Source organism: Roseburia inulinivorans DSM 16841 (assembly GCF_000174195.1).
GTDB classification, from domain to species: Bacteria; Bacillota; Clostridia; order Lachnospirales; family Lachnospiraceae; genus Roseburia; species Roseburia inulinivorans.
The window spans coordinates 19,332-38,870 of the sequence record NZ_ACFY01000039.1 but is presented as its reverse complement, the minus strand read 5'-3'; the positions used below and the strand labels follow the sequence as shown (position 1 = coordinate 38,870).

Annotated in this window: 22 protein-coding genes; 1 reads left to right on the top strand and 21 read right to left on the bottom strand. The window is 41.6% G+C overall.

Going from position 1 to position 19,539, the window contains the following annotated elements; translation table 11 throughout:
• The first annotated feature begins 140 nt into the window (after positions 1 to 140).
• On the top strand, positions 141 to 989 hold the full coding sequence (locus ROSEINA2194_RS03840) for a MurR/RpiR family transcriptional regulator (protein WP_007883617.1): 849 nt from the start codon (positions 141 to 143) through the stop codon (positions 987 to 989).
• 144 nt (positions 990 to 1,133) lie between these two features.
• Here ROSEINA2194_RS03840 and nagB read toward each other — a convergent pair whose 3' ends face one another.
• From nagB to ROSEINA2194_RS03745, 21 genes are all read right to left on the bottom strand, one after another.
• The gene (nagB, locus tag ROSEINA2194_RS03835) at positions 1,134 to 1,862 is read right to left on the bottom strand and encodes a glucosamine-6-phosphate deaminase (protein ID WP_021922613.1); all 729 of its coding nucleotides are present in this window, start codon (positions 1,860 to 1,862) and stop codon (positions 1,134 to 1,136) included.
• Between the two features lie 23 nt (positions 1,863 to 1,885).
• Positions 1,886 to 2,053 (bottom strand): hypothetical protein, encoded by a 168-nt coding sequence (locus ROSEINA2194_RS21720; RefSeq protein WP_252832546.1) that lies wholly within the window; start codon positions 2,051 to 2,053, stop codon positions 1,886 to 1,888.
• A gap of 5 nt (positions 2,054 to 2,058) precedes the next feature.
• Entirely contained in the window at positions 2,059 to 2,715 is a 657-nt protein-coding gene (locus ROSEINA2194_RS03830; RefSeq protein WP_007883606.1) for a MurR/RpiR family transcriptional regulator, read from the bottom strand.
• Positions 2,716 to 2,931: 216 nt separating this feature from the next.
• Complete coding sequence (locus tag ROSEINA2194_RS03825) at positions 2,932 to 3,459, bottom strand: nitroreductase (protein WP_007883603.1); 528 nt, start codon at positions 3,457 to 3,459, stop codon at positions 2,932 to 2,934.
• A gap of 86 nt (positions 3,460 to 3,545) precedes the next feature.
• Complete coding sequence (locus ROSEINA2194_RS03820; protein WP_007883595.1) at positions 3,546 to 4,901, bottom strand: ATP-binding protein; 1,356 nt, start codon at positions 4,899 to 4,901, stop codon at positions 3,546 to 3,548.
• 179 nt (positions 4,902 to 5,080) lie between these two features.
• A complete protein-coding gene (locus tag ROSEINA2194_RS03815) occupies positions 5,081 to 6,322 on the bottom strand; it encodes an ABC transporter permease subunit (protein ID WP_007883594.1) in 1,242 nt (413 codons plus the stop codon).
• A complete protein-coding gene (locus tag ROSEINA2194_RS03810; RefSeq protein WP_044927146.1) occupies positions 6,319 to 7,200 on the bottom strand; it encodes an ABC transporter ATP-binding protein in 882 nt (293 codons plus the stop codon). Before ROSEINA2194_RS03810 ends, ROSEINA2194_RS03815 begins: the two co-directional genes overlap by 4 nt.
• Before the next feature lie 33 nt (positions 7,201 to 7,233).
• Entirely contained in the window at positions 7,234 to 8,004 is a 771-nt protein-coding gene (locus ROSEINA2194_RS03805; RefSeq protein WP_007883592.1) for a hypothetical protein, read from the bottom strand.
• On the bottom strand, positions 8,001 to 8,531 hold the full coding sequence (locus ROSEINA2194_RS03800) for an RNA polymerase sigma factor (protein ID WP_007883591.1): 531 nt from the start codon (positions 8,529 to 8,531) through the stop codon (positions 8,001 to 8,003). Before ROSEINA2194_RS03800 ends, ROSEINA2194_RS03805 begins: the two co-directional genes overlap by 4 nt.
• Positions 8,532 to 8,727: 196 nt before the next feature.
• Positions 8,728 to 9,669, bottom strand: a complete 942-nt coding sequence (locus tag ROSEINA2194_RS03795; RefSeq protein ID WP_007883589.1) for a hypothetical protein — start codon at positions 9,667 to 9,669, stop codon at positions 8,728 to 8,730.
• Between the two features lie 226 nt (positions 9,670 to 9,895).
• On the bottom strand, positions 9,896 to 11,110 hold the full coding sequence (locus ROSEINA2194_RS03790; protein WP_007883579.1) for a glycerate kinase family protein: 1,215 nt from the start codon (positions 11,108 to 11,110) through the stop codon (positions 9,896 to 9,898).
• A gap of 176 nt (positions 11,111 to 11,286) precedes the next feature.
• Complete coding sequence (locus ROSEINA2194_RS03785) at positions 11,287 to 12,267, bottom strand: PAS domain-containing protein (RefSeq protein ID WP_081453870.1); 981 nt, start codon at positions 12,265 to 12,267, stop codon at positions 11,287 to 11,289.
• 116 nt (positions 12,268 to 12,383) lie between these two features.
• Complete coding sequence (locus tag ROSEINA2194_RS03780) at positions 12,384 to 12,713, bottom strand: hypothetical protein (RefSeq protein WP_007883566.1); 330 nt, start codon at positions 12,711 to 12,713, stop codon at positions 12,384 to 12,386.
• Positions 12,714 to 12,821: 108 nt separating this feature from the next.
• Positions 12,822 to 13,595: a hypothetical protein gene (locus ROSEINA2194_RS03775; RefSeq protein ID WP_007883564.1), complete on the bottom strand. Its 774-nt coding sequence runs from the start codon at positions 13,593 to 13,595 to the stop codon at positions 12,822 to 12,824.
• A gap of 85 nt (positions 13,596 to 13,680) precedes the next feature.
• Positions 13,681 to 15,639 carry a bifunctional metallophosphatase/5'-nucleotidase gene (locus ROSEINA2194_RS03770; protein ID WP_217284410.1) on the bottom strand — a complete coding sequence of 653 codons (1,959 nt, stop codon included), beginning with the start codon at positions 15,637 to 15,639 and terminating at the stop codon, positions 13,681 to 13,683.
• 168 nt (positions 15,640 to 15,807) lie between these two features.
• A complete protein-coding gene (locus ROSEINA2194_RS03765) occupies positions 15,808 to 16,047 on the bottom strand; it encodes a hypothetical protein (RefSeq protein ID WP_172727046.1) in 240 nt (79 codons plus the stop codon).
• Complete coding sequence (locus ROSEINA2194_RS03760) at positions 16,005 to 16,403, bottom strand: LytR/AlgR family response regulator transcription factor (RefSeq protein WP_049887976.1); 399 nt, start codon at positions 16,401 to 16,403, stop codon at positions 16,005 to 16,007. Before ROSEINA2194_RS03760 ends, ROSEINA2194_RS03765 begins: the two co-directional genes overlap by 43 nt.
• A gap of 70 nt (positions 16,404 to 16,473) precedes the next feature.
• Complete coding sequence (locus tag ROSEINA2194_RS03755) at positions 16,474 to 16,656, bottom strand: hypothetical protein (RefSeq protein WP_007883552.1); 183 nt, start codon at positions 16,654 to 16,656, stop codon at positions 16,474 to 16,476.
• A 120-nt stretch (positions 16,657 to 16,776) separates the two neighbouring features.
• Entirely contained in the window at positions 16,777 to 16,929 is a 153-nt protein-coding gene (locus tag ROSEINA2194_RS20860; RefSeq protein ID WP_007883551.1) for a hypothetical protein, read from the bottom strand.
• Positions 16,930 to 17,252: 323 nt separating this feature from the next.
• The gene (locus ROSEINA2194_RS03750; protein ID WP_044927158.1) at positions 17,253 to 17,825 is read right to left on the bottom strand and encodes a GtrA family protein; all 573 of its coding nucleotides are present in this window, start codon (positions 17,823 to 17,825) and stop codon (positions 17,253 to 17,255) included.
• 164 nt (positions 17,826 to 17,989) lie between these two features.
• Positions 17,990 to 19,330, bottom strand: a complete 1,341-nt coding sequence (locus ROSEINA2194_RS03745; protein WP_007883545.1) for an ATP-binding protein — start codon at positions 19,328 to 19,330, stop codon at positions 17,990 to 17,992.
• Positions 19,331 to 19,539 lie beyond the last annotated feature (209 nt).

Genomic DNA, 19,539 nt, shown 5'->3' with positions numbered 1-19,539 from the left:
ATGATTTTATCTTGCAGTGTATTTCATTTTGACATATACTTTTATATAGTAAATATTAATGTGTTTCTGTAAACGCCTGCTTACGCAGTAAAACATAGGGTAAACGGTAACACTTGCTTCATTTTACAGGGGATTAAATTATGATTAATAAGAATTTCTGGGATCTGCTTGCGGAAAAGCAGGATTCACTCACCAAATCAGGTACGATCATCGCAGATTACCTGACAAAGCATGCCGAGGAAGCGCAGTTTTTATCGATTTCCTCACTTGCCAAAGCTTGCAATATGGCAGAAGCCACAATTTACCGTTTCTGTAAACAACTCGGATTTGAAGGTTATAATGAAATGAAGATTTCACTTGCACAGGCAAATGTGACGCCGACACCGTTTTCTTCCTATTCTTTAGATCCATCCATGCCGACATCTTCATTATGTGACAATGTATGTGCTTCTTTTCAGGCTGCGATCAGTAACACTATGAGCGTTCTTGACTTTGACGCAATTGACGAGGCTGCCCTTCTCTTGCAACGCGCAACCTCCGTTTACTGTCTCGGTCAGGGTGGCAGCCGGGTTCTGGCAAATGACATCTGGGTGCGCTTCGCCACGATCTCCAATAAATTCCGCAACTGTGGTGACAGCCACACGCAATTGATCGCCGCAAGCCTCATGGGTCCAGGTGATGTCATTTTATTTGTTTCCTACTCCGGCTCCACGCATGACATGATGGACACTTTATCTGTTGCCAAAAAGACCGGTGCGAAGATCATCCTCATCACGCACTATCCGGACGCACCCGGCACAGCCCTTGCAGATGTCGTCCTCCTGTGCGGTGCCCTGGAAACACCATTGGATGGCGGCAGTATCCCGGTCAAGGTCAGTGAGTTATTCGTTGCCGAATCGCTTATCATGCGTTATCTGCTCGACAACCGCGAGCTTGCCAAAATCGCCCGCGATAAAACCAGTGTTGCCATGGTGGCAAAGTTTTTGTAAAACGCAAATAAAAGAAAAATCGTGCAGACAAAATATGATTTCCTTTGTGGTTCTTTCGAACAGGAACATCATATTTCGTCTGTACGATTTTTCTTTTTTATTTACATACAAAACTGGACTTGTAAAAAATCCTCTTATAGCATTTTATTCCATCTCAGATAAAGCATCTTCATCTGCAACAATGATCACATTTGGATGAAGTCTTAAGACAGAGCCAGGAACCTGCGGTGTGATCGGTCCGTTTACGACTGCATTTAATGCTTCCGCTTTATCTTTTCCGCTGACTACGAGCAGGATTGCTTTTGCGCGAAGGATAGTTCCAACGCCCATCGTGTAAGCCTGTTTTGGAACGTCATCTGCACTTGCAAAGAAACGTTTGTTAGCTTCGATGGTACTCTCTGTCAGGTCAACAACATGAACATCCTGAGGGAAAGAATCGCATGGCTCATTGAAGCCGATATGTCCGTTACGTCCGAGTCCTAACAGCTGAAGATCAATACCTCCAAGAGAATCAATCAGTTTCTCGTATCTCTCGCACTCGTTGTCGCTGTCAAGATTCGTTCCATCCGGAAGGAAATGGTAATCCGGTCTGATATTGACTCTTGAAAACAAATTTTTATTCATAAAATACCAGTAACTCTGGTCGTTCTCTTTCGGAAGTCCTTTATACTCGTCCAGATTTACAGTTGTGATTTTAGAGAAATCAAGGTCTCCTTTTTTGTACCAGTCTACTAACTGATCATAAATACCGATTGGAGTAGAACCTGTTGCAAGTCCAAGTACGCTGTCATCCTTTAAGATCATCTGTGCAGAAATAATGTTGGCTGCCTTTCTGCTCATATCCTGGTAATCCTTTGTTCTGATAATTTTCATTTTGACATCTCTCCTATCTTTCATCATTTATCCTCGCTGCCTCTTAAGGTGCGCTGGACTTCTTTCTGGATTTTTTCAATATGCACACGGTCATGGTTTACATAAGCCGCATAAATAATGTCGATCATCATGAGAAGCGGAAACTGTGGCGAGATCAGATTGCCGTGGTTTAAATGTTGTAAGGAAGGCACCAGCATCACTTCCCTGCAAAAGTCTTCGTATGACTTTCTGTTTTTTCCGTGATCAGTATGGTGTCTGCTCCCTGCCGGCATCCACGTGCAAGCATGTATAAGACTTCTGATTTTGTGCCGCTTAGGCTCAACCCGATAACGAGATTCTGTGGATTCAGAAACACCGACTGCATTTTTATGTTTTCGTTATCCCGGAGTGCAACCATGTCGATCCCGATCCAGCGGAATCTCGTTGCCATCTCCTCTGCTGCAAGCCCGGAACTTCCTCTTCCGCAGACATAAACACGTTTTGCCATCCTGAGTTTTTCCACGATCCGTTTGATCTGTGCCTCGTCCAACAGATTGTATACTTTATTCAACAGGCTCTGATACGTGTCTAAGACAAGCCGCGACTCTTCCTGTTCCACTGTGGTTTTCTCCACATAAGAATTACGGTATTCATACACAAATTCCCGGTAACCCTGATATCCGCTTTTCTTGGCAAATCTTGACAGCGACGCAGGAGAAACTGCAAGTTCTGTGGAAATAAATTCTGCGGACAGATCCCCGATTGCATCATTTTTCAAAAAATAGTCTGCAATATGTCTTTCTGTTTCTGTGTATCTCTCATAGTTTGCCTCGATCGTCGGTATGATCGTTTTTGCATATTTTTCCATGCCCATAACATAACCTCATTGAAAGTGATTTTCAATCATTATACTCTTTTTTGAAAGTTCTTTCATTAAAATCTGCAAACTTTTCAAATACTACACAAAAATCATATTTGTTTTTATTCATATTTCCTAATATAGAAGAAAGTTTTTTCACAAACTGGGTATTATATTCAGAATGTCAATTTTTATTCGGTCGCAGCCGAGTCAGTCGCAACCGAGTAAAAATTATCTCACATAATATACATAGTTCTCTTTTCTTGCGGTCGCCTCTTTTGCCGGCTCTGCTGCATATCCGAGTGCGCAGTGGCCGATCCCTTCGTATTCGCCCTGAATACCAAGATCAGCAAGAATTTTTTTGCCGAAATCAGATTCGAACTCCTCTTTCGCCCTGTGGATCCAGATGCTTGCCACGCCGAGGCTTTCTGCGGCATTCATCAGATTGCCCATCACAAGAGAACCATCGTACACATGTGTTGGAACTGCCTTATTGGCAAGTACCACAAGAATGACCGGTGCTCCGTAGAACGGATCCATGCCTACCGGTGCACCCATGATCTTACGGTTTTCTTCCGAAAACTGGTCACGCAGCTCCTTATTTGTCACTGCAAGGATGATCGGGGACTGTTTTCCCATTCCGGTTGGCGCATAGGTTCCGGCTCTTACAATCTGCTCAAGTGTTTCCTCTGGAATCATATCCGGTTTGAAATTGCGGCAGCTTCTTCTTGTCTCTAAAACTTTTAATGTATCGTTCATGATTGGAACCTCCTGATTTTTTATCTGGGATTATTATAGAACGCTTTTGCAGGGAATTCTATCGTTTTTTCATTTCCTATCACTTATTACAGTCCGCTCAGATCAATCTCATAAATCAGTTTTTCCGGCTCTTTTTCCTGCATGAAGAAAAGGATCATATACCACGGCAGATACAAAACATCTGCCTCTTTTTCAATATTTGATTTTGAGAAAACAATACTTTGCTCGAACTCCCACTGTTCCACCTTCATTGCATGATCCATTGCCAGATGTTTTTTGAAATCATTTCCAGATTTTATCTCCACAAGCTCCGTATGCAGCCCTTTCTGTAAAACAAAATCCAGTTCTCCAATTTTCTTGGAATCATAATAATGAAGCTCAAATCCATTTGACTTCAGGTTTTGTGCAAAAGCATTTTCCAGAATACTTCCCATATTGATTTCGACATTTCCCATCAAAAGATCAAACTGAATATTTTCCATGCAGGAAGCACAAAGCAGTCCCACATCATTCATATATAGTTTGAACAGATTCCTTTTCTCACTTAGCTGCAATGGAGCCTGTGGTTCCGTCACGTTATAGCAAGGCAATGCCACTCCTGCATCCGCAAGCCAATTAAAACTGTCCTCGTACCGGATATGTCTGGCAGATGCATTGATACTGTTTAACTTAAATCTGCGGTTTTTCTCATTGAGCTGTGCCGGAATACTGTCAAAGATTGCTTTGATTTTCGCTTTGTCGCTGCCTTCAGCATATTTTGCAATATCAAGCCGATATAAATTCAGAATACTTCTCTGATTCAGCACAACTTTTGCAATATCGTGCGTATCAATATAAATCTGAACCGTTTCCGGCATGCCCCCGACCACAAGATAACTGTAAAATAATTTGCAAAGCGTTTCATGCACGGAGTCAGAAACCCTTTCTCTTCTGTCATAACAGTTTTTCAAATACTGCAGCGTCTTATCCTGCACCCCATTTGCCCACAGATATTCCTCAAAATCAAGCGGATACATTGGTAAAATCTGCTCGAAGCCAACCGGATATGATCTCACTTCCTTATACCTCACTCCAAGCAGAGAACCCGATTCTATATAGTCAAACCTGCCATCCTCCACAAGAAATTTGATTGCTGAACGTACCGCCGGACACTCCTGCACCTCATCAAACAGAATCAGTGTCTTTCCCGGTTCCAGTGGTGTCTGAAGATATGCGGTCAGATTCGTAATAATTGCCTCTGCCGTCAGTTTATCGTTGAAAATATCTGCTGCTTTTTCATCTGTCACAAAATTTATTTCTGCAAAATGTTCATACTCATTTTTTCCAAATTCCCTGATCAGAGTTGTCTTGCCAATCTGTCTCGCGCCTATAATGCACAGCGCTTTCCCTTCTGTATTTTCTTTCCATTTTAAAAGTTCCTGATATACTTTTCTTTTTAGCATGTCACGCCCTCCGAATGTTAGGATTCCCTTTTCTTACATTCATATTAACATTTTTCCAAAGTATTTCAAGACTTCATGTAACATTTTTCTTTCGTTTTTGTCGCATATTTGTAACATTTTTCCGTAATTTTATATGTGTTTTTGTAACATTATTCGTGACATTTTTCCAGCTTTTGTTTTTACCGGATTCTCTTCCGGTCGTATACCACGATCGTAAACATAATAAATAACGGTATCTTCACCAACGCCAGCATAAGCATCACATCCGTATTCCAGAAGGACGCGCTTCCAAGATGCAGGAAGTCAAAATTGGTCATTGCATACAGCAGGGAATTGCCAAGTCCAATTCCTGCGCCCGGAAGCAGTGTCTGCAGCCAGTCGCCGAGTTGTCCAGGCATCACGGTATACACGAGAAACGGCAGCAGAACAAAAAGTAACGCCAGTGCCAGAGCCGATACATTGCTTTTTGCAAGGGAAGACAGCAGTAAGGTAAAACAGATTGCTGACAAGAATAATAAAAATCCTCCCAGCAGATTTGCCCACTGTAACTGACCAACATTGTAAGGAAGCAGTGTCGTCACAGAAAAGCTCAGCTGGATAGAGGTTTTCGTTCCCTCCCATCCAAAGAGACTATTTGTCACGACAATCCATGTGATGCCGCACAACAAATAGAGCATCCCCACGATAAGACACGCCGAAGCAACTTTTATGATTGCAAGCTTCCTCTTTCCGTTTTTCGTACAGCGGATAATATCATCCGCTCCTGTCTGATACTCGGTTGAAAAAATCGGTGCCACGATCACCGCACACAGGATTGTGATCAGGAAAATGAAAAACGTCTCATATTCCATGGAGTCGCTCGGAGCGCCATAGTAATACTCGTATGGCCGCTGTACTTTTGCAAATTTGGAGAGTGCAACCTCTTTTGCAGCCGGATGACCGGTTTGCTCCATATCGATAACCGATGCCAGTCTGCTCTCTAATAAGTCATAGTATTCCCCAACTTTATCAATCGAAATGTCCGCGATCACCGGTGACATTCCATTGTTCCGGTCTGCCAGCGCCTCCTTGATTCCCCGGATATATGGCTGATAAGCGCTCAATTTTTCATAGTATACTTCACTCGGAATATTGTCCCCATAGACAGAATCATATGTTTTATATACTTCCTGATATCTGCGCACCGCATCTCTCAGTATTTCCGGTTTCACAACTCCCTGCACCATATTACTTTTGTAATAGTTGATTGCATCCTTTCCAGTGATTTCCACGTAATTTCCAGATTCGTCCGTCTTTTGCACAGTCACAAATGTGATTGGGATATATGCCATAAACACAGCCAGCAATACGGAAGCCACAATCAGAATCCATGTCCGTTTTGTTTTTAAAACTCTTTTTATCTCAAGTGCCAGTAATCTCATAAGCGCACCTCTCCTTCCTGTGGAAACAGCCAGAGGTATAAGTCCTCAAGCCGTGGCACTGCCGAAACCGAATCCGGCGTCTCTGCCTGGTCAGACAGATAACGGATCGATGTGGTTCCATCTGCCTCATTTCTTAAATTGATCAGTTTTAATGCACGCTCCCATTTCACCAGATCAGAAGATGGAATTTTGCACTCCCAGATTTTTCCATCTACCAGTCGCACTAACTGCTCGGTCGTATCGTTTTCGATGATTTTTCCATCTTTCATGATCGCGTTCTGGTTTGCGATATATTCCACGTCCGACACGATATGCGTGGAGATGACAACAATCCTGTCTTTCGCGAACTCCGAAAGCAGATTACGGAAACGCACACGCTCTCCCGGGTCCAGTCCGCTGGTCGGCTCATCTAAGATCAATACTTCCGGATCGTTCAAAAGTGCCTGTGCGATCCCAACTCTCCGTTTCATGCCGCCGGACAGCTTCACGATCTTCTTTTTACGCACTTCCGATAGACTTACCTGTTCTAACAACTCATCGATCTTTCTTTTTGCCTCCCTTTTTGGCATGCCTTTTAACGCCGCCATATATTCCAGATAATCCTGCACGTTGAATTCCGGGTAAAAGCCAAACTCCTGTGGCAGATAGCCGAAAATCCGACGGTACTCTCCCTGCAACGTCTCGATTGGCACTCCGTCATACAGGATTTTTCCTTCGGTCGGCTCCATGATCCCTGCGATCATGCGCATGAGTGTCGTTTTTCCTGCGCCGTTCGCCCCAAGTAATCCCCAGACTCCGGGGGTGAATGTGATGGAGACATTATCTACTGCGGTTTTATCTTTGTATTTTTTTGTAATGTTTTCTACTTCTAATTTCATGAGGTTCATTCCTCCTTTCGATTCGCGTAAAGTTCATTCATATTTTTTAAAAAGCGTCATACTCTGATACACTCCGTACAGCACAAGCCCCAGAATGGACACAACGGTTGCCGGTGTCATCCGCATCCATAACATCTGTTCTGTTAAACGAAAACTTATTACTATGATTGCGATTAATACAATTCCAAATCCCAGAAAACTCTGACACAGCTTTTCTGATTTTATTTTTTTCAACAACAACAGGTAACCATCGTTGGCAAGTAAAAACGGAATCAGAATACAACCTGCCAACTCTGCAAATGTAATGGATGTTGTGTTCCATAAAACCAACAAAACGGATGCGACAAGCAGCACCTCGCCGCCGAAAAACAGCAAAAATTTGGAAAACAAAACTGTTTTTATGGAAAAGACCGATACACTCTCCATCTCAAACATCTGATATCGTATCGACCGGTACAAAAACGGCAATAGCATCATCGGCACTGCGATGGCAAAACAGACAACAAAAAACACTAATTTTCTGGTTGTCATAAAATACGGATCTGCCAAAAGATTTCTCAGTATCAAGCTTGTTATAATTGCAATTAACAGCTCAAATGTCCACATTTTGATTCCGCAAAATTTTAGTTGACATAATAACAAATCACGGAATTTATTTTTGTTTCGATAGGATTTCTGAAACTGGGCTTTTGCAAGTTGTATCACAGGTTCTTCGACCGCCTGCATATGCTCAACATTGTTCAATTTGCATACATCATATGTTTCAAATGCCCTGCTTAATTTTTCTTTCATTTTCCGGCTCATCTTAAATTTCCTCCTTTCATTTCCTTCTCGATCACCTTTAAACTTACCTTCAATCTGGACTGCACTGTACGCATTGGCAGACCAACAATTTCTGCGATCTCACGCAATTTCAGATTCTGTCCGAAACGCAACAGCACGATTTCCTGATCTTTTAGCTCCAGATTTTTTACCAGACTACAGATTACAAGCTCTTCCTCCACGTTTTTAAAATCTTTTTCCACATAGGACGGTTCTTCCTGTAAGTCTTCCAACGCGGTATGCTGGTTCCATTTATTTTTCTGCATATCAATACAGGTGTTTGCTGCAATTTTATATAAAAAGGCTCTGAATTTACCGGAAAATCCGAAATTTCCAAGATATTTCACAGCCTTCAAAAAAGTTTCCTGTGCCGCATCTTCCGCCTGTGTGCGATCCGGCGCATGCCAGATGCAGTACCGCAGGATCTCCTGGTAATACATGGAGATCAGTTCGTCCAATGCAGACGCATCCCCATTTTGCAAATTTTTTATCAGTATCTCTTCGCGCATTAAGATATTCTCCTTTACAGTCCACCTGTTCTGTGAAACTGTAATTATTTTTCTTGTAGGACGTCTCCTGATTATTATAACGATTGAAGGGTTGGATTTGGATGAAGGATTTTGGAATTATTTCACAAAAAAACTACTCCGTGAAATTTGAAATGACCTCACGAAGTAGTTCTGCCTATGTTTGTATTCTATTTTCTTACATAGCCTGTTTATAGTACCTTTTTGCCTCTTCATCAGAAATGTGCATGATCTCCTTTATTTTTTCAATAATATCATTTTCTGACATATTTAACTTCATACATGTTTCTATAATACCAGATATTTTTCCCTGCTCAATTCCTTGTTCCCAAATCCCTTCACCCAAATTACACATATTTGTCAACCTCTCTTTCCTGTCTCCCTCTAACTTTATTCCAAATTCTTTGACTAAAATTTTTTCTTTCTCCGAAAATGACAGTTCCTGTGCAAAGATTGCTCCAAGAAAACGATGCAGTTCATGCCCTCTGTCTTCATCCATTTTCCTGCTTAGCCGAATCGTCACAATATGAATCATATCATATTTGTCTTTCCACCTTGACTGTCCAAACACATTTTCATTTTTTAACGCAATCTTATTCAGGCTATTTTCTCTTGTGTTCATACAAATCCAAATAGAATAGACCTTTTTCATATCATTATAATGCTGGTTCTTAAATTCTCTGCCAAGCTGAGAAGACACTTCCCTTGCTGCATAAAAAATTCCCCTCATCTCCACATCATAAAGCGCAGGTTCTTCTTTTTGTAACTCCATATTTACAATAATCTTTGCCAGTTCATTTTGGGTTCTGACATAAAACAAAACGTCAAAATAAGTAACACCTTCATTATGCACTTTCTTTTCTGTATTCATGCCGGAAATCGCCATCGTTTCATCTTCCAGCCTTTCATTGGTAAACCCTTCCTCTACCGGCGTCCTTCCAACTGATGGTTCTCCCTCAATCAACTTTACAACTTCTTCCGGTTGCATCCCCTTAAAGTCGTCCACGGTCCTGATAAGAATGTTTGCCAAAAACGGTTTTTGTGAATTCAGCCACTTGGCATTCTCATCGTACTGTTCCTGCATACTGAGCTGCTGCATAATTGCTTTCATATCTGCCATGATAGTCCTCCTGTTTTATGACAGGACTTTCTTGAGTCCTTAGAAAAATCCTGCTTTTGTAAATTGTCTGGAATAAAAGCATAGATTTTCTGATGAACTGCTTATCATGAATTTAAGAATAAGATACAAAATCTTATCAAGATCAGTATTTCTATATCTGAAAACTCTCTGCACCCTTAGAAATACTGGAAAATATTATGCTTTGAGTGGATTATAGTAAAGGAATTTATGGATGTAAAGAAGATTTTTCCTTCCCACAAGCCAAAATCAACCGGAACACCTGCTCCGCCGCATTCCGCATATTTTTCTGCGCAGTCTCCGTGTCCATAGCTTCATCCAGTGAACACACACCCGGCAGGATGGAGAAAAATGCATCGATTCCCTTTTCGTTGCAGTTTTTTGCTTCCTCTGTCACACTTCCGGCAAAAGCAATCACTTTACAATTGTAGTTTTTTGCTGTCTTTGCCACACCGACCGGAACTTTTCCCATCGCCGTCTGAAAATCAAGACAGCCTTCCCCCGTCACCACGACATCTGCATCCTTCAATTCATTTGTCAGCCCGACTGCCTCAAGCACAATGTCGATTCCCGGTTTCAGTTCCACGTTTGGAAGTCCCCACAGAAACGCAAACCCAAGCCCTCCGGCTGCGCCTGTGCCCGGAATTTCACTCAGCTTTTTGCCGGTAAATTTTTCCAGACATGCCGCATAGGACTGCATCGCCCTGTCCATGCTCTCTTTTTCTTCTTCCTTCACACCTTTTTGCGCTCCGAAAACGTAAACACACCCCCGCGCTCCACAGAGTGGATTTGTCACATCACACGCAATCTGAAAATGACAGTCTTTTAACACTTCCGGCACACGATTATTTTTTATCTGTACCACTTTTTCCAGCGAGTCAAAAACCGGTGACAATCTGTCTCCGTTTTCATCCATAAAATCATAGCCCAGTGCAGATAACATTCCGATACCGCCCTCTGTCGTCGCACTGCCGCCAATTCCAATGATAAATTTGCGGCATCCCTTTTGTACTGCATCCAGGATCATTTCTCCGACTCCTGTGGATGTCGCTTTCCACGGATTTAATGGTTCTTCTACCAGTGTAATGCCGGATGCCTCCGCCATTTCCATCACCGCTGTTTGATCTGGCAGAATGCCATATCTTGCTTTCACTGGATTTCCCATCGGACCTGTCACGGTCACATACTCATACGTTCCGTTCATTCCCTCTACCAACGCTTCCACTGTGCCCTCGCCTCCGTCCGCGAGCGGTTTTACGACAACATCCAAATTATCTGCTGCAATTTTCCTGCCCTTCACGGCTGCTGCCCCACCGCCACAGTGCGCACACGCCGCCGCAAGAATCCCCTCTTTACAGGCGTTTCCCGCCTGCATACTTGTCATACTCCCTTTAAAAGAATCAATTGCCACTACCACTTTCATATAAAATGCCTCCACCTATGATTCCAATATTGTACCACAGCCGGAGGCATCAAAACAATGATTCCCATTTTGGTTTTTCCAACCCAAGTTATTTTTCAAAACAATTTAAAACAATTATGGGAAGCAGACCACGCGAGTATCGTGCTGCCTCCCATAAGGAGATTTCTACTTATTAATTATTTCTGAAAATATTCTTTTGCAAATTCCATATCCTGTACCAGTTCCATGGTTCCAAGATATTTTCCGCTTTTATCACGGACTGCCATATAAGTGACTAACATGGTTCTACCGTTTTTATCCATCCAGACAGGTACTTTATCAAGCGTTCCCGCTCTGAACTCTTCAATAATACGGCGTACCTGCTGTTCAATCTTCGGCGGGTGGCAGGAGAATACCTCTCTGTCGATCGCCATTCCCGGTCTTTTGAACACTTTTGGACCTTCGTTAAAAAAGCGGTTGATATTGTCTGTGTCCACAAACGAAATCTCCAGTGGGATGGTATTCAGCATTGCTGTCAACTGCTCCACGGTCATGTGACCGCCTGCCATGACAATCTCATCCTGACTGATGGACGGCGTCTTTACGTCCTGTGCCTTCTCTGCGTCCTCCCAGACTCCGTTTTCTACACCAAGACACTCTGCATAGTCTTTTGAGTCCCGATAGATTCCAAACCATTCCTCATCCGTAAAGTTAAATGCACAATTTGGAAAAAGAATATTGGCTTCCTTATAGATCATCTCGTCCGCTCTTGTGAGTGCCGCCTCGAAACGTTTTTTCCACTCATCATCCTGTGAATCCGCTTTTTTCGCCAGCGCAGCAAATTCATCCCGTATCTCATCATCCACCGTCCACATAACATCCGACGGACCGCTGATCTCATACTTTACCTTTAAATGCGGATAAAGAAGATCTCCCTTTTTGGCATAATGGATTGCAAGCTGACGGACTTCTTCTATAAGCTTGTACTCTACATGCCCATTCTTTAGGGCTTCCCTGCATTTTTCAATCGTTTTGACAAGTGCTTCATTCTCCAACGTAAATGTGTGAAGTGGATGCCCCGGAATCTTCACAAGCTCCGCTGTCTTTGCAAATCTCTGTTCCCGGATCGAATCCACCGTTGCTTTTTCAGCATTTGCGATCTGCTCTTCTCTATTCATACTTCCTACGCTCCTTTTGGCAATGATACTGTGCGATTTATTTTCATATATAGTTTCCTTTTTTTGTATCTTTACTATACGCAATTGGGAGCAGAATTTCCGTTGTTTTTACAACATTATAGAATTTCTCTGATTTTTTCCTCTACCACATCCATATCCGCTGTCGGCTCAAACCGTTCTACCACGTTGCCATTCCGGTCAATTAAAAATTTTGTAAAGTTCCATTTGATATCTGCGCCGTTCACATCAATTTTTGCATAGTGCTTGAATGTGATTCCAAACTTTGCATCACAAAATGACACGATCTCCTCGTTGGTGCCCGGTGCCTGATTTCCAAACTGATTGCAAGGGAAATCTAAAATCTCAAAACCCTGTTCCTGATATTCCTCCATTTTATGCATGTTACACATTACATCTTCCGCTTCAAAATCATAAAATTTACTCATTGTTTTTCTCTTCTTTTATATTGCTTGCAATTTAATTGTGTTCAATCTTTATGTATAATAAAATACAACCTATTGGCATCTTTGTCAATAGGTTGTACACAATTAATTTTATTTCATAAATTTTCCAAAGAATCCTTTTTTCTCTGGCTGTTTCTCATCCTCTGAATCCTCTTCTTTTCCTTCCTGCTCTTTCCACTTAAAGTACTCAGAATCCAGATTCACGCTGATCTCAGGGGCAGCTTTCTCTGTTTTTTCTTCCGGCTGTTCTTCCTCCGGTTCTTCAAACGAGATTCCCTGCTGTTCAAAATAATCGCGGTTGATCTTGATCTCCGGCTTCACTGCTGCATAAGGAGAAGATTCCGTATCCTCTTCTTTCCATTTCTTCTCCTTCGCGATCTTCTTATTCCGCTCCTCAATAATACCCATGTATTTGTCCGTATCCTTAAGATCCTGCAGCAGACTCTTTAATTCCAGCTTGTCACCGGAAACCAGTTTTCTTTCATTTGCAAGCTTTTCTCCCATGCTGTCATAGACCGCTTTCACAGACTCATTCGCCTCATCCATAATATCAAGGATCCGCCGGAGCGCTTCATCCGTATACATAACCGACGCGGCATAAACGTCCTCTGCTTTTGCTCTGGCGTCATTGATGATTTCTTCCCCGATCTTCCGGTTTTCCCGCTGCGCCTGCTCCCTGCCCTGCTGTGTCAGTTCGTACTCATCCATAACTTCTGACATGCAGACTGCGAGCTGTTTTAAAATATCCAGCATCTCTTTCTTATTTACGACCAAATAGTTAGAATCTCTCTCATATGGATTGCTTTTTGATAAAAGGACATGTAATTCCCTGAGAACCTTTTCCATGTTGTCCTGTGCGCTCATTTTGAATCTCCCTGCCAATCCCGACTTATGTAAACTTTCTTTTCAACGTATGTCTGAATGATCCACCGATACCGGAAAAAATTTTTTACTTTTTCATCTTGCGGGATTTTACTTTTTTCACAATTTTCTTAATTAATAATATAATGAAAATAACAAGTAAAATCAACACTGCAATCACACCAACAATGATTCCGGTAAATTTATTTGGATTTTTTACAAGGTCAACGATATTCCGGCTGTCGTCCACCACTTTTCTGTCATGATCTGTGCTGTAATATTCCGGCACATTGGCGATCCCATCGCCGTCTGTATCCTCGAATGACTCCATGTATCTTGCGATCGCATCCCACGCTTTTAACTCTTTTCCGTTCTCTGTGATGATGACATCCTCAAAGTCTTCGATCGGGGTTCCATCTGCATATTTTGGAACCAGTGACAACAGACCGTAGGACATATCTGTAACCGCACTTAACATCTGTCCGCTGTAAAGGTCTGCGACCACGCGGTAAAGCTTGTCGTCCTCAAGTTCGATCCTGCCGCCATTTCCATCATCTAAATATACATCTGTGACTTTGTTTAAAATCATGCGGTTTGGATTGTATGTAAAATTAAGTCCGCTGCTATAAAGTCTTGCTGTTGTCATAAAATCAGAAACGGATGCATCGATCTCTGCTGCTGTCTTTAACTCTTTTCCCGTCAGATACACACTGATGAGCGGATATCCAGGCACTCCGTCTGCCCCGATTCCTAGGGAAAACGAATTAAATACCTGCTCCACGGTAATATCGCCTTTTGCATAGGTGTCACGGACAGTGCCACTTGGAACAACTGCCACATCCACCGGGACACCGTCAAAATCTGCTGCATTTTCCACCGCATACACATAGGCATCTGACATGATATCACCAAGATTGTGTTCTTCATGGATATTTTCCAGATCCTTCTGTGTGGAGAAATCCACGTCATTTTCCGCTAACACCTGATCTTTGGTATAGCCAAACTGTGCCAGATAGTCGGTGTCCACAGTATCCATAAACTGATCAATGGCGTTCTGTGTCTCTGCATCCTGATCAATGTCTGTTGTGACCGGCACAATTTCGTAAGAAGTCATCTCCCAGCGTCCATCTGCTTTCTGTGTCATGGAAAGTTCACCGAGATTCTTACCATATTCACCGCAGGATACCACATAGGTATCTCCATGGACAATTGGCTCTTCCAGTGTTGTATGTGTGTGGCCGCTTAAGATCAGATCGAGATCCGGCACTGCCTTTGCCAGATTTTCATCCTCTGATTTACTCTCGTCCTCCCAAGTTCCGCTGTGGGAAACGCAGACGATCATATCAACATCCTCGTTCTCCCTGATCTCTTCGACCGTTTCTTTTACCGCCTCGATTGGATCTTTGAATAAAAGTTCACAGGTCGGCGCACAGGCAAGTGCATCTTTACCAAAAACGCCTACGACAGCTATGTCTGTATCCCCTTTTTCCAATACAACATAGTCACTGACCCCGTACTCATCAAATGCGTCTCTGATCAGCTGTTGTCCCTCACTTAAGCCTGCTGCCTCCATGGATTCCCAGTCCACATTGCAGACAACCATTGCCGGAAGATCATCCCCGGACTCCGCCGCACTGTTCAACATATTTGCAAGTCCCTTGGATCGGTAATCAAATTCGTGGTTTCCGAGTGTGGTCACATCGCATCCCATATAGCCTAACATGCGGATTTCTGCCGCCTGCGTCTCAAAAACAGTCTGGATCAGTGTTCCCATGGAAAAATCACCGCCATCAATCACCAGCGTGTCAGGATTTTTTGCTTTCTGCTCCTGGATCAAGGTGTTGATTCTCGCAAATCCTCCCACTTCTTTTTCCGCTTCGTCTACAATGGTCGTAAATGTGTTGAGGTGGGAATGTGTATCATGTGTGAATACAATATCCACCTGTTTTGCGGAATCTGCTGTCTCAGCGGAAACAGTCTGTGTTCCTGCAAAAGTTGTCAGGCATAACATGCCTGTGAGTGCCAATGCTGCCCAGTTTTTTCTCATATTTTTCTCTCCTTTGCTATTCCCCGAAAAATACACTGTCTCCCATCGCCTCATATTTTCCAGTAAAAATAAAGAGCAAAACTACTTCAAATATGATCGCAGTTCTGCTCTTTTTGTATTTACTATTTTACATAAATTTTACATTGATGTAAAGAAGTCCTGTCACTTTTACATCTGTTTTTTCTGTGCTTTTTTCTCAGCTTTTGCCAGAAGCTTTGCAAGCTTTTTCTTTGTCGGTCTGAATAACCGGAAAATCCTGTAAACTTCCAGAACGATCAGCAGACCAAAGATAATATCAATTGCCAGTTTGATTTTGTCTGAAATTCTCATTCCATCTTTGATCTGGGAACCCGGCATTGCGCCATTCATGCTCTTGCTGTTTGCGATCGTGTAAAGTACACGGTGCATTGCCTGTCTTGCATAGTAGTAAGCTGCTCATAAACAACCGGTTTTAAAATAAAATCCAGCGCATTTACCTTGTAGCCCTCTATTGCATACTGCGCCAGCGCCGTGATGAACACGATCTGTGCGTCCGCATCCACTTCGCGGATTCTCTTTGCGGTTGTCATTCCATCCTGATATTTCATATGGATATCCAGAAAAATCAGATCATAATCCGCAGAATAGTCATCCAGAATATCTATGCCGTCATTAAAAATTCTTACGATAAATGCTTCGTTTTTCTCTTTTTCATATTTTCTCAGATGCTCGATGAGTGCTTCCTGACACTCACGTTCATCCTCTACGATTGCTATTTTTAACATAACCTTCTCCCAGATGAGAAGAGTGCGAAGCCATAGTTTTGGCTCCACACCCTGATAAATTTTTCACAGTCTACAACGTAATATCTTCGACGGATATACCAAGTGAAGATAACTTTGCAAGTGTGACCTTAATCTGATAATCAAGTTCTTTGTTCTCCACACCGCCATTGGATTTTTTAATGCGCTGCAGATCCGTATATTTGTCAATTGTCAAACTGATAAGTTCTTCTCTTGTCATTCCATTATCCTCCATGCTATCACCGCCTTTCGTTGGTGATATTATAACATAATGTAAAGTTCCTATTCAATTGAAAAAGGTGCAAAGCCCTTTTTCTATCACGACTTTACACCTTCTTTTTTATATTGTTTTCTGTTAATCTTCCAAACTTGTCTGAATATCCTGTATTTCCTTCAAATACTCTTTTTCAAGCTTTTCATACTCTTCGTTCCGAAGCAGTTCAAGCTTTCTTTCCAGTTCTGTTAAGTGTTTTCTTAATTCATACTTGAATTGTACATCTGTTGGCATATATTCCTCATTCACTTTCCATCACCGCCTTTCGCTGGTGATATTATAGCATAATGTAAAGTTCCTATTCAATTGTCAATGTACGATTAGGAGGGAAACCATTCATATTGAAAACTTTAAAGAATTTTTGAATCCATATAGAAGATACGCCACACATATCTCAATGAATTGTAAATTTACAATATCATAAAAAAGACTATGAAACAAATAAATTTTTTATTAATTTTGCTGCTGACACAGCAAAAACAACACCCACAATCAAAAATAAAATCTACATAAAAAGAGCTGCGTACCAATTTCTCAGTACAGCAGCTCCATAAATCTTAAGTTTCCGCTTTTTTTGCTTCCCCTTCCGGGAAGATGATTTTATTAACAAAAAAGAATACCACCATAGATACACCACCGTTTAATACGGTCGTTCCGATGTTATACAGCCAGTCCGGTACGAACATTCCTGCAACAGCAACCCAGATACAGTTGATGGAGTTTACGATACAGGTTACGATACAGAATGCAATCAGATACCACATTCCCTGATACCAGATGTTCCCTTTGCTGCGGAATACGAAGCTTCTCTGGATTGGGAAGTTGATACACTCACCAACTACCATTGCGATCATATATGCACAGAAATATGGAAGTCCGCCGTGTGCAGCGTCATAACCGATGATGTTCCATTTGAATGTCTCTCCAAATAATGTGATGTCGATTCCCGGGAATCCGAAATCAACTTTTGGAAGCCCTGCGAATGCAAGTGGTAAAAACAGTAACATGAAATATTTCAGTACTGTGATAAGGTTACTTACGATAACGAATAAACCACCTTCACGAATCCATTTTGATGCGCCCGGATGCTTCTCTGCAAATCCAAGCCATAAGCCTTTGATTTTCTCCATAATATTAATCCCTTTCTCTCTGGACTGCGAAACTCTTCCTTGCAGTTTCGGAATAACTTTCTGCATTTATGTTCCGCTTTACTTGTCTTAATCCTAACATAAGAATTCTTTTATGGAGAAAAATTGCATAATCTGTGCTTTTTTTAGCATAAATGGTAAGGATTTTACAAAAATGGGATCATATATACCGGCAGATAATGGATGCCATTCTCCCATTTATAATCCTTCGTATGAACCACATATTGGTCTCTGATACGACTGCTATACTTATCGCAAAACATATCTAACGACTTATGCCCTCTGTAATTTCCAGACTTCACTTCAATCGGATTAATTTTATCCCCTTTTGACAACAAAAAGTCTATCTCATACAGATGATTCGATGTATCGCTTTCCATCGTGTAATAAAACAGGTTGTTTCCCCTGGCAACTAACATTTGTGCCACGACATTTTCATATATATATCCGAGGTTCGCTTCTAATTTATCCGATAGCAGCTTATTATAAATGATATTCTCTGTATATTTTTTATCCTTAAAAGCAAGTGTTATAAACAGCCCGACATCGGAGGTAAATAACTTATACCGTCCGGCATCTTTTTCTAACGACATTCCTACTCCCGGATTATTTGCATGATACGCAATATTTACAGTATACGAACTAAGAATATCCGGTATTAATTCACGAACCTGTTCTAAACGTGTGCCTTCTCTCGCATTTGACAAAACATATCTCGATGCATTCCCACTGAGACTTGCCGGGATTGCATCGTATATATCACCTGCAAGCCCGGTTCCATCTATCTTTGTAAAATCTTCCTCATACAAATCAACGATTTCCCTTTTTACCTCATCCACTACCTGTAGATTATTGTGTTCTAAATATGCTTCTACAGCCTGTGGCATTCCGCCAATCAGCATATACAACCGGAACATACGCATCAGATTCCTGTGCATTGCATTTCCGGCAGATTTTTTGCTTTTTAAAAGCAGCTTAATGGTATCCGCCGTGATTTCATCACCAACTGCCCACAAAAATTCTTCAAAATCCATCGGATACATGGATATCTTATGTTCTTCACTCGGAATCAATATATCCTTCGTATTTTTCCTTATCGATAAAAGTGATCCCGTTTCAATATATTTATATCTTCCATCTGCCACAAGATACTTGATTGCCTGTCTTGCCTTCGGCAATAATTGAACCTCATCAAATATAATCACGGATTCCTTTTCATACAGTCTGACTCCGGTCAACTGTTGTAATTGGAGAAAGAAAAAATCTAAATTATAAGTATCATCAAATAATTCCAGAATTGCTTTGCTCGTATGCGCAAAATCGATCAAAATATAGGATCTGAATTCGTTTTTTGCAAATTCTTCCGCAATCGTTGATTTTCCGACACGTCTTGCTCCTTTAATAAGCAGTGCGTATTTATCACTGCGGTTCTTTTTCCATTCAAGAATTTCATTATATAGTTTTCTTTTAAAAACCGTTTCAGCCATAGAATCTTCTCCTCTCCGTCCAACAATAGAATGCACACTCTGCAAACATACTATTTTTATAAATTATAACGCAAATCCCCATTCGTGTAAACGGAATTTATACGTAAATCCCTATTCGTCATCTTGTTATCTCTGCGCAAATCCCCATAATTCTAATTAGTATATACGATGCGTCTAAACACTATTCCTTTCACAACTTAAGATTTTTT

What these genes read in the sequence shown, in the direction of transcription:
- ROSEINA2194_RS03840 (WP_007883617.1), top strand. Translation starts at nt 141, where the DNA reads ATGATTAATAAGAATTTCTGGGATCTGCTTGCGGAAAAGCAGGATTCA.
- nagB (WP_021922613.1), bottom strand. Translation starts at nt 1,862, where the DNA reads ATGAAAATTATCAGAACAAAGGATTACCAGGATATGAGCAGAAAGGCA.
- ROSEINA2194_RS03830 (WP_007883606.1), bottom strand. Translation starts at nt 2,715, where the DNA reads ATGGGCATGGAAAAATATGCAAAAACGATCATACCGACGATCGAGGCA.
- ROSEINA2194_RS03825 (WP_007883603.1), bottom strand. Translation starts at nt 3,459, where the DNA reads ATGAACGATACATTAAAAGTTTTAGAGACAAGAAGAAGCTGCCGCAAT.
- ROSEINA2194_RS03820 (WP_007883595.1), bottom strand. Translation starts at nt 4,901, where the DNA reads ATGCTAAAAAGAAAAGTATATCAGGAACTTTTAAAATGGAAAGAAAAT.
- ROSEINA2194_RS03815 (WP_007883594.1), bottom strand. Translation starts at nt 6,322, where the DNA reads ATGAGATTACTGGCACTTGAGATAAAAAGAGTTTTAAAAACAAAACGG.
- ROSEINA2194_RS03810 (WP_044927146.1), bottom strand. Translation starts at nt 7,200, where the DNA reads ATGAAATTAGAAGTAGAAAACATTACAAAAAAATACAAAGATAAAACC.
- ROSEINA2194_RS03805 (WP_007883592.1), bottom strand. Translation starts at nt 8,004, where the DNA reads ATGAGCCGGAAAATGAAAGAAAAATTAAGCAGGGCATTTGAAACATAT.
- ROSEINA2194_RS03800 (WP_007883591.1), bottom strand. Translation starts at nt 8,531, where the DNA reads ATGCGCGAAGAGATACTGATAAAAAATTTGCAAAATGGGGATGCGTCT.
- ROSEINA2194_RS03795 (WP_007883589.1), bottom strand. Translation starts at nt 9,669, where the DNA reads ATGGCAGATATGAAAGCAATTATGCAGCAGCTCAGTATGCAGGAACAG.
- ROSEINA2194_RS03790 (WP_007883579.1), bottom strand. Translation starts at nt 11,110, where the DNA reads ATGAAAGTGGTAGTGGCAATTGATTCTTTTAAAGGGAGTATGACAAGT.
- ROSEINA2194_RS03785 (WP_081453870.1), bottom strand. Translation starts at nt 12,267, where the DNA reads ATGAATAGAGAAGAGCAGATCGCAAATGCTGAAAAAGCAACGGTGGAT.
- ROSEINA2194_RS03780 (WP_007883566.1), bottom strand. Translation starts at nt 12,713, where the DNA reads ATGAGTAAATTTTATGATTTTGAAGCGGAAGATGTAATGTGTAACATG.
- ROSEINA2194_RS03775 (WP_007883564.1), bottom strand. Translation starts at nt 13,595, where the DNA reads ATGAGCGCACAGGACAACATGGAAAAGGTTCTCAGGGAATTACATGTC.
- ROSEINA2194_RS03770 (WP_217284410.1), bottom strand. Translation starts at nt 15,639, where the DNA reads ATGAGAAAAAACTGGGCAGCATTGGCACTCACAGGCATGTTATGCCTG.
- ROSEINA2194_RS03765 (WP_172727046.1), bottom strand. Translation starts at nt 16,047, where the DNA reads ATGCACCGTGTACTTTACACGATCGCAAACAGCAAGAGCATGAATGGC.
- ROSEINA2194_RS03760 (WP_049887976.1), bottom strand. Translation starts at nt 16,403, where the DNA reads ATGTTAAAAATAGCAATCGTAGAGGATGAACGTGAGTGTCAGGAAGCA.
- ROSEINA2194_RS03755 (WP_007883552.1), bottom strand. Translation starts at nt 16,656, where the DNA reads ATGGAGGATAATGGAATGACAAGAGAAGAACTTATCAGTTTGACAATT.
- ROSEINA2194_RS20860 (WP_007883551.1), bottom strand. Translation starts at nt 16,929, where the DNA reads ATGCCAACAGATGTACAATTCAAGTATGAATTAAGAAAACACTTAACA.
- ROSEINA2194_RS03750 (WP_044927158.1), bottom strand. Translation starts at nt 17,825, where the DNA reads ATGGAGAAAATCAAAGGCTTATGGCTTGGATTTGCAGAGAAGCATCCG.
- ROSEINA2194_RS03745 (WP_007883545.1), bottom strand. Translation starts at nt 19,330, where the DNA reads ATGGCTGAAACGGTTTTTAAAAGAAAACTATATAATGAAATTCTTGAA.